The sequence below is a fragment of the Acaryochloris sp. IP29b_bin.148 genome, assembly GCF_028285565.1.
GTDB lineage: Bacteria > Cyanobacteriota > Cyanobacteriia > Thermosynechococcales > Thermosynechococcaceae > Acaryochloris.
The window spans coordinates 1-6,750 of sequence record NZ_JANQOY010000086.1; the positions used below are offsets into that span (position 1 = coordinate 1).

Genomic DNA, 6,750 nt, shown 5'->3' on the forward strand with positions numbered 1-6,750 from the left:
ACACACAATCAGTTTGACGAACACCATTGGCTGAGGAGCACACAGGCATCCTCGCACAGAGTGGACTGTAAGCGGTTGACAAATCCCATGACTGGGGGGCAGGGGGGGCTAGTGTAACCCATGTTAAGGATAACGAAGTAAGCAGAGGTCATAGCTTCAGATCAGGATTTATGCAAGAAGTCTATTCTTTCGCTGGGACGGGGGTAGTCGGTTTGCATTGCAATGCGACCAGTAAATCAGAGCCCATTTTTTCTGCAATACCGCGCCCTGGACACTCACGCCGCTTTGCTTCACCCACAGAGTTAAAGCTGAGTGCTGCCATTAGGTTGTCTCGATGGGGATTGAAGTCTAAGGGGTTCTTAAAGACTGTACCGTCGAGATTAGCCAAGCCGATGTTGGCGGAGAACAGTGTACCCTTGGGAAACTTCCGTTTTCTGCCATTGATGGTCACCGCTGTTTCTGCCTGGGTGATGGTATTGATGTTATTCACTGGGGCATACCGACGAGCCGTTTCTAAAACAACCCGTAACACTTCAAAACGATCCTCCACATCGATCTCCAAATCCTGTGGAACCTTGGTTAATAAGGACCGAAGTAAACTCTCACTCCCGAGACATCCGGCAATTGCGATCGCTTCCAGTAGTAACGTACTCAGTTCGGTTCGACTTAAATCATTGTCAGTGGTTGGCACATATCTACTAATCACAGGAGAGTTCTCAATCAGGTTAAGCGCGATCGCTTCTAATCGTTTGACCTCTTGCAACTTGTTAGCCGAGGGGGCTAAGGGTTTCACCCTGGAGATCAGCAATGATTCCCTTGGTTTTGCAGAGAAGAATAGCGTTTTCAGAGATGATAGTTGCTGTGGAGACAGTTTGACTTCTAAGAGCACTAACATAATGTATTGGATGATAGTGCGTTGAATATCATCGCTAATCTCATCTAAGTCTGGCGGATTTCCATGTTGATGCGCAAGGGTGGCTAATTGATGCAGGAGATCTTTAGCTTCTCGGGACTCAGTATTGTTAAAGGCTGGTTTAAAGACGACCTCTAAAACGGCCGATCTTGCTTTTTTATGAGCAGTATTACCCTTTACTTCTTGATCAGACAAAAAAAGCAGAAAATTCTTAGAGAATCGCTCAGGGATGCAGCGAAAACGGCCAATATAAGGTTCTCTTTGTTGTGGCTCTGCAATGATTTTGGCAGTAAGATTATATTCACCTACAATAATCCTGCCTAAAGCGGCAAAATTATTACCAAAAATCTTCTGTCGTTTACCTAAAAATTCTTGAGGAGTAACAATACTATAACTAATCACATCCACTACATAAAAAATCTTCATAAGTGCTGAAGTCAAGATGTTAGGATGCTGCAAAAGTAAGATCTGAAGACGATTTGATAAACGAATGAATAGACTCATGATTGCCCTGCTAATTTATCAATAGAAGTTCAAAATAGAAAGATAGCTATTTCAACAAAAAAAATAGCCACTTATGTCTAGGAAGTGAGACTGCCAGATGAGCACCTTAAAATTTATATAAGAGAGGACAATTTTTCTCGTCTTTACTTAAATTTTATATATGGCACTGGCAACTAGAAAAGTCTCAAAGAATACTAAAAACAGCTTCAATCTGATCAAACTAGATGCAAGAATTTAATTTGACGGAAGCTAATACTCTTTGAATTTATATATGAATCACCCCCATTGATATCATCTACAGCAGTGCAAACTGTTATGCATAATTTATAGTTCTTTATATAAATCTTTACGATCCGAGCGGTTGACTTTCTTGAGCTGTTTGAAGAATGAGTACATTGCTGCATTTAGCTTAAGACAAAAAGCTTGAAAGATTGATTCAAATTCAAAACCGATACCTTAGTGACTTATATGTCGCCAAGGAGCAAAGCCATGCTTGACCCCCACTAAGGTAGGGGCCAGTTTTGGGGAGTGACGTTTGAGGAGGGTCACGAAATTGTTTCGATAGAACCCGCAGATGGTGACCATCAGGATTGAGCTGGGGTTTGGGGAGGTGATCCGTGGGTGCGATCGCAGTCGTATTAATCAGATTATTTTCCCGTAACCGATTTCGAAACTGGAGTAGCTTGACTCGGGCAAGGGGGAGGGTGAGCTGGTGCCATTGCTTACGAGACATGGGTTCCTCCTCTAGATGACATATAACGCTGCCGTGTCCACCAACGACGGTTCTCAATCGCGCTAATAGCGGGCTAGGAGGAAAGCTAACCTGGTCCATATAAGCGAAGGTCAGATCTAAAATCTTCCCCCGTTGGCCATTAAAAGGGTACAAAAACTCGCTTGGATAAGCTGGCCCAAAAGGCAGTGGGAGCAAATATTCGACCGTGTGGGCAATCCTGCTTTTTAGCCTGCAAGCATCTGGACTCATCCACCTGAGTAGATTCTGTTAGAGGCTAATGTTGTGGCCATGCATGAATGGCTAGAACGTTAGACGCGCTTTAGGGGGATGAGGATCCAATGGTGTCATCCTTTGTGATCAGCGGCTGCTGCCAATAAGAAGCCGTTGCCCAATAGATTGCATCAAACTGATCGTTATGGTGAACTTCTCCCAATAGTCCGTGATCGGTTTGATGGGTATTTATATGTTGATCTGTAAGAATCATCATAATTTAGTCACCTTCTAAATTATCCATCATCAAAGATCTAGAAAAGCTGAGATATTATGCTTTTTGATCGGCATTATCAGTGAATAAACTGACCGTTAAATGTTCCTCCTTTACGAAGTATCAATAGGCTATCCGTTGCTGAATCTGTATAGCCTATTGCTCAATGGCCCTAGTTCGCGATGAAGCACGAAGCCTGAAAATCCGGCTTCATAAACGCTGTGAATGCGGTCACCGCGAAAGTATTTGAGCAGTTGGGTCACTAGGGCTGTCGGTGATGCGGTGGTGGTCCAACGTTTAATGCAGGTTTATCCCACTTGGGCGTGAACGCTGTAGGTGCGATGGTGGACGTCGATGCCAATGTATACATCAACGTCAGCATATGATTGAGATGGTGTGGTCATGGTCATATTGCTGTGCTCCGTTTCTTGGTGGTGATACTTCAAAAGTATGGGAGGGCCGTTTTTGCGATCGCTGGCCACACCATCCACCATAGGGACAACTTTGGGGGGAGAGTGCTGAAAGATCTGATGGTGGTTGCTAGTATCTACGGACCAATCTTCAGACTGGAGTGTGAGTAAGACCTCTAATGAAAGGTACAAACGGTAAGCTGATTCAGGTCACCTGTTACAACAGAGCAGAATAAGGTAAAGCTGCTTTCCCCCGGCTAGTGCAACCCGTGATGGATCGCGAAATAGGCAAAGGTAATAGCCGCAGAAAAGGATTTATGTAAGAGGTCCACTGTCTTTAGCTAAGTGAAGTGGGACCATGGTAAAACCTCCAAAACTGAGACTGGGCAATGCAAATCGGAAAAATTTACAGGTGGTCAGTAGATTGGTTTAGGTATTCGCTTACTAGAACGATAGATTAGCCAGTCAGTCAAAAAGAAGGACCGTCATTGGGAAAGTAAGCATTCTCAGCGCTAGAACGGGTAGAGAATCTGAACTCTCATCTGCTGGTGAATCCGCGAAGTAGCTCTATTGCCATGAGTTCCATGTTTGATGATCCATATACTCAGGGAATAGAAAAGGGCTCCATACAGTTGACAACCCATAAAATTTTCGTTACATTTATTTACATAAAGTTGCATTACACATGATATTACGGAGTCCAAAATTATGAATTCATCTGATAACTTTTTTGGTTTTAATCCCTTTGCAGAAACTTGGAGTGGCCGCCTTGCCATGGTTGGCCTTTATATTGCCTTGATCATTGAACTCGTAACCGGTAAGGGTGTCTTGCACTTCTGGGGAGTGATGTAAATCGTTTGTGGCGTTGCCCATCTTTCAACTCTCCTCTCATCTAAATCTCACTGGCAATAAAGCATTGATGGATACTTGCCGAACAAAGAAATTCTGGTTCAAGTAGCTTCAATATTTTCAGCTGATCTACTGATAAATCCTTCTCAAACCCAGCCTTTTGGCCGGGTTTTTTTATGGATATTGACCCTGCATATTAGAGAGTCAATATTTTGCCTCAGCATCCAGAGCAACAGAAAGCCTGATTCCTACTTGATAAAACTTTACATATTGTTTACATTAATTTATATAATTTAATTTATATTTACGGAGTCAAACACCATGAGCATCAAGGATCAGACTTGGGGTTTTAACAGCTTTGCAGAGACATTTAGTGGTCGCTTAGCAATGTACGGATTTTTCATCGCCTTGATCACTGAGGTATTAACAGGCAAAGGAATCATTGGACAACTGACTGCCTTTTTCTTCTTTGTTAACTAGTTTCTATTTGCGCCTGACTTATCGTCGTGCATGGTCTTTAGTGACTTGTTGACCCCAGCTCACAACTGGGGTCATTTGTTTTACTCCCACCATTGAATCCTTGGTCGTGCATCAATAAAGTGTGGGTTTGTTAAACATATAGGGAGATGAGTTTTCCTATCCTCTGATGCAATGTCCTTTATGTGGTTATCCAAAGACCCACAAACACGGTAAAACAGTAAAGGCAGCCAGCGTTACCGTTGCTCCCACTGTCAACAAACCTTCAGTGAAACCTTTGATACCCTCTATTATCGTCGTCAGATTTCTCCTCATACCATTCAGACGATCCTTCAATCTCATGCTGAAGGCATTAGCCTCAGAGGACTACCCCGCATCACAGGTGTGGCTTACAACACCTGTGTGAGTGTGATTCGTTCAGTAAGCCATAAAGCCCAAGTGATTCACAATCAAGACGTTCAGGCCGTTTCAACTGACGTCATCAATGCAGATGAATTGTGGTCCTTTGTCAAAAAAAGCAAAAGCACTGTGAAGTGGAAGAACTGAGCGTCGGCGATTGCTGGATAGCGTTGAGTCTCGCCAAAGACAGTGGCTTAGCGCTCAGTGGTCGCATGGGCAAACATGCCGACGAACTCGCTCAAGAATTAATTGAGAATACTGAGGGCAAAACCGTCTGTCACTATTGGCAAACCGATGGCTGGGAAGGATACTCACGGCAATTGCCCGATGAGGTGATCCATCAAGTGAGTAAAGCTCTGACGCAGCGCTTAGAGTGGACCAATGGCATCCTACGTCAACAGACTGGGCGCTGGCATCGACGACAGAACAAATTTGGTAAAGTCTGGCAACAAAGTGCAGTGACCTTAAGACTGGTGCTGACCTATTTCAACTGGATCTGGTGCCACTCACGATTTAAGAACACGGCTGCCCAACGTGCTGGATTGACGGAGTATTCCTGGGATTGGCAAGACCTCACTACTTATCCCACACTTTGTTGAGGCACAATCAAGCGTTTCAACTGCTTCGGTCTCAGAAGGAGATTTGACAAGAGTATGGCTTGCTAGCTGCAGTTCACCCAACATCCTCTTAGCTCCCAAGCTGCTCTTCTATTAGGAAAGCAGCTTTTTATTTTATATACCTTTACAAAAGCAATAGACGGAGAAACTTTGCAACTGCATTATTAAGTTCTCTAATTGATGGATAAATAGGTAAAAATAAGCTTAATCATCAAAAATAGTACTTTTATAGGTCTATAAAGCTTTTTAATTCTAAAAATATTTATTTTATGTGGAATTACTCATTATTTTCTAATTGCAGTTCTTTACCATAAAAAAACCAATATGTAAATTTATTTGACAATACGTTACAAAATGGTTACTATGTTTACATAGTGTTACAAAAAGAAGTTCATCATGTTTGCCCCTCTCGTCGTATTAGTCCGCAACATTGTTGGTCAGCCCAAATTCGTAAAGCTTAGAGGTCAAGCCATCGCTATGCACTCTAAGGCCATTACGAATTTCTGTAATCAAGTGGGTATTGACCGGAGTCGCCGTCAAGGTTGGATTCGACTAGCTCGCGACAATGGCAAGCGTCTTGGCCTCCTCGCATAAATAGTCAGCACAACAATGAAGTGACGGTTAGAGACCTGAGTCTTATTCATCCTTGCTTGCAGTCACTATTCTTCAATCAGGTGGTGCTGCTGCACTTTTAAGCACAACCCAGTAATTCTTCACTACTCAACAATCTGGTGATTGGACTTAAGCAAATTTAAGACGTTGGATGAAACAACGTTGAATCATACACCACTGTTTTAATTAAGGAAATTTTTATGCCTGTAAATGATAAACCTAGACGTCCCCGTCCGAATCCCTTGAGCATCATTTTGTTGTTGCTCCCTGTCGGACTGCTGATATTGAATTTGGTCTTGACTTTTGGTAACAGTCCTCGTATTTCGAAAGTGCCTTACAGCTTCTTTCTTGAGCAAGTTCAAGATGGAGAGGTAGCTCGAGTCTCCGTTGGCCAAGATATCATTCGCTATCAACTCAAAGGCTCAGAGGGGAGTGCCGGTCAGGTTCAAGAAACCACCCCTATATTTGACTTAGAGTTGCCCAAGGTACTCGAAGCCAACGATGTCGAATTTGCTGCGACCCCGCCTGCTGGCAATCGCTGGTTTACCACCTTGTTAGGTTGGGTCATCCCTCCTATTATCTTCGTGGCCATCTTCCGATTCTTTAGCCGCGGTGGTATCGGTGGTGGAGGTCCTCAAGGTGCCCTCTCTGTTACCAAGAACAAAGCCAAAGTCTATGTCGAAGGCGATGACAACAAAGTCACCTTTGATGACGTTGCAGGTGTGGAAGAATCCAAAACTGAACTTGAAGAA

8 protein-coding genes and 1 pseudogene are annotated in these 6,750 nt (G+C 43.4%); 5 read left to right on the forward strand and 4 right to left on the reverse strand.

Going from position 1 to position 6,750, the window contains the following annotated elements; all coding sequences use genetic code 11:
- Positions 1-181: 181 nt before the first annotated feature.
- From Q0986_RS08040 to Q0986_RS08055, 4 genes are all read right to left on the reverse strand, one after another.
- Complete coding sequence (locus Q0986_RS08040; RefSeq protein WP_299407585.1) at positions 182-1,339, reverse strand: cytochrome P450; 1,158 nt, start codon at positions 1,337-1,339, stop codon at positions 182-184.
- A 520-nt stretch (positions 1,340-1,859) separates the two neighbouring features.
- Entirely contained in the window at positions 1,860-2,150 is a 291-nt protein-coding gene (locus tag Q0986_RS08045; protein WP_299407587.1) for a hypothetical protein, read from the reverse strand.
- A 319-nt stretch (positions 2,151-2,469) separates the two neighbouring features.
- Entirely contained in the window at positions 2,470-2,637 is a 168-nt protein-coding gene (locus Q0986_RS08050; protein ID WP_299407589.1) for a hypothetical protein, read from the reverse strand.
- 305 nt (positions 2,638-2,942) lie between these two features.
- Entirely contained in the window at positions 2,943-3,236 is a 294-nt protein-coding gene (locus tag Q0986_RS08055) for a hypothetical protein (protein WP_299407591.1), read from the reverse strand.
- Between the two features lie 516 nt (positions 3,237-3,752).
- On the opposite strand from Q0986_RS08055, the gene Q0986_RS08060 reads away from it, so the two are divergent.
- The 5 genes and pseudogenes from Q0986_RS08060 to Q0986_RS08080 all read left to right on the forward strand — a co-directional run.
- A complete protein-coding gene (locus Q0986_RS08060; RefSeq protein ID WP_299407594.1) occupies positions 3,753-3,896 on the forward strand; it encodes a chlorophyll A-B binding protein in 144 nt (47 codons plus the stop codon).
- A 318-nt stretch (positions 3,897-4,214) separates the two neighbouring features.
- Complete coding sequence (locus Q0986_RS08065) at positions 4,215-4,373, forward strand: high light inducible protein (RefSeq protein ID WP_299407599.1); 159 nt, start codon at positions 4,215-4,217, stop codon at positions 4,371-4,373.
- Positions 4,374-4,539: 166 nt separating this feature from the next.
- Positions 4,540-5,368 (forward strand): annotated as a pseudogene (locus Q0986_RS08070) (IS1 family transposase).
- 414 nt (positions 5,369-5,782) lie between these two features.
- Entirely contained in the window at positions 5,783-5,980 is a 198-nt protein-coding gene (locus Q0986_RS08075; RefSeq protein WP_299407602.1) for an electron transporter, read from the forward strand.
- A gap of 218 nt (positions 5,981-6,198) precedes the next feature.
- Positions 6,199-6,750: ATP-dependent metallopeptidase FtsH/Yme1/Tma family protein (locus tag Q0986_RS08080; protein ID WP_366918543.1), on the forward strand; the 552-nt coding region annotated here is incomplete at its 3' end.